The 2,298-nt window shown below is 69.1% G+C and carries 3 protein-coding genes; 1 reads left to right on the top strand and 2 read right to left on the bottom strand.

The genetic code is table 11. From position 1 onward, the window contains the following. On the top strand, window positions 1-524 hold a 524-nt coding region (locus LQV45_RS26480; RefSeq protein ID WP_230009689.1), incomplete at its 5' end, for a DUF4440 domain-containing protein. A 13-nt stretch (window positions 525-537) separates the two neighbouring features. Here the strand turns inward: LQV45_RS26480 and LQV45_RS26485 are convergent. Both LQV45_RS26485 and LQV45_RS26490 read right to left on the bottom strand, forming a co-directional pair. Beyond that, a complete protein-coding gene (locus LQV45_RS26485) occupies window positions 538-825 on the bottom strand; it encodes a WXG100 family type VII secretion target (RefSeq protein ID WP_026538909.1) in 288 nt (95 codons plus the stop codon). 190 nt (window positions 826-1,015) lie between these two features. Further along, window positions 1,016-2,298, bottom strand: a 1,283-nt coding sequence (locus LQV45_RS26490; protein WP_230009690.1) for a cell wall metabolism sensor histidine kinase WalK, incomplete at its 5' end; no start/stop codon positions are given.

A 2,298-nucleotide genomic window follows, 5' to 3' on the forward strand; every position in this document is an offset into this window, starting at 1 on the left:
ACAAGATGCAGCCCGCCGCCCAGTCCGCCGCCCCACCCGCAGCCGCCCCTGCGGCCGCGACCCGGCCGCAGGCAGCCCCGGCGCCAGCCGGCCAGCAGGAACTCTTTGGCGCGCCGGGGACCTACGACGAACCGGACCTCTTCAGCGAACTCGAAGAAGAACCTGCCGTAGACCGGGCGGAGGCCAGCGCCGAAGCCGTCGTCGAGTCCCTCGAACGCGAACTGCTCCGCCCCGAAACCCGGGCAGACCTGGGCCGCACGGGCGTGCTGCTCCACCCGGGCTTCACCGAAATCGGCAGCTCCGGCCGGATCTGGACCCGCGACGCCATGATGATGTCACTCGAGGACAACCCGGGCGGAGCCGTGGAGCTGGAACTGTTGGGCGCGGACCGGCTGGGTGAGAAGACCATCCTGCTGACCTACCGCAGCCACACCCGTGAGGGATCAGCCCTGCGCAGCTCCCTGTGGGTCCTTGAAGGCGCCCAATGGCGCCTGCGCTTCCACCAGGGCACACCCGAGGCCTGAGGGCGCGTGCGGCTCACGTGAAGCGCTGCGCATTGCCCAGTTCCGCCTGCGCATAGGTGGCGGCAGCGGAGTTCAGCGCGAGGTTGATGGACGCCAGGGACGCCTCGACCCTGCCCTGGGTCAGCGTCCACTCGGCCACGAGGGTTTGGAAATTAGTCGCCGCGGAGCCCCGCCAGCTGCCCTGGAGCTCGTCCAGCCCCCGTTTCATGGCGTGGACGTCCGCGCTGATCCTCTCCACCGTGGCCTGCACGTTGGCGGACTTCAGCTGGAGGAGTTCGGTATCGACGGAGATGATGCTCATGGAAATGCCTCTCGAATGCTCGGGAGGCGGCCGCGGCCCGGCGGAGCACGGTGAACGTCAGCGGGTCTGCGGTGAGGTATTGCGGTGACATTTTCGGTGAGAGCTGGCGGGGAGCGGCTGCCTCATCCGGATCTTCCGGACACCTCGAGCGTAGGCGGGCGGCGCGCCGGCCGGACACCGCCGTCGGCCCCTATGTGGATAAGTCCGCTGTGGACCGTTCCGTGGCCTCTTCGTCCAGGAGCGGGATGCTGACCACCAGCGTGGCACCGCCGCCGTCGGTCTTCCCGACCCGCACGGACCCGGAATGCGAGCCGACGATGGCGGCCACGATCGCCAGGCCAAGTCCGCTGCCGCCTGTCTCCCTGGTCCGGGAGGTGTCGGCCCGGTAGAAGCGCTCGAAAATACGGGCCGCCTCCTCATCCGGAACCCCCGGTCCGTGGTCCCGGACCTCGATCACGGACTGCCGTGTTCCGTCCGGTGCGGTCCGGACCCCGACGCCAATTTCGACCGGGGTGCCCTCCGGCGTGTAGCGCAGGGCATTGCCGACCAGGTTGCTGACCACTTGGCGCAATTTGGCTTCGTCGCCCAGCACCGGGGCGGCGGCCGGGGCCGCGCCGTCAATCCCGGTGAGGGTGATGGTGCGGCTGCGGTCGCTCGCCTGGGTGTCCACCACGGCGTCGTTGGCCAGCAGCAGCAGGTCCGCGGGCTTCTGCTGCAACGGCCGCTGTTCGTCGATCCTGGCCAGCAGCAGCAGGTCTTCGACCATGGCTCCCATGCGTTTGGCTTCGCTTTCGATCCGCCCCATCGCCGTGGCCACGTCTTCCGGGGTGGACAACGCCCCGTGCCGGTACAGCTCGGAGAACCCGCGGATGGTCACCAGCGGGGTTCTCAGTTCGTGCGAGGCGTCGGCGGCGAAGCGCCGCATCCGCGCCTCGGACGCCATCCTGGCGGCGAAGGCCGTCTCAATGTGCGCGAGCATGGCATTGAGCGAGCTCCCAAGCCGGCCCACCTCCGTGCCCGGGTTCTCCACCTCCACACGCTGGGACAAGTCTCCCGCGGCGATCGCGGCGGCCGTCTTCTCCACCCGGGCCAGCGGCCGGAAGGACCGCGAAACAGTCCAGGTGGCAATGAAGAACGCCAGCACAAGCGTCAGCAGGCCCACACCCACCACCACCAGGGCAGCGTGTTCCATCACCGAATCCACGGGGTCCAGCGGCAGCCCGATCACGACGACGGCGCCGCGGTTGTTGTTGTCCACCACGCTGACGGCCACGACCCGCCAGCTGCCGCCCTCGGATCCGCGGACCTGGAACGGCATCTGCTGGCGTTCCCGGGCCTCGACCGAGGAAAAGGTGCTGAGCGCGGGGTGGGATTCCTTGTCGCCGCCGAACGGGTAGGGCGGAAGACCGGGGCTGAAGAGCATCAGCGAGTAGTCGGTGGGAACGGGGGAGTTGGTCGCCTGCAACTGACTGA

The sequence above is a fragment of the Microbacterium sp. Bi128 genome (assembly GCF_918698205.1).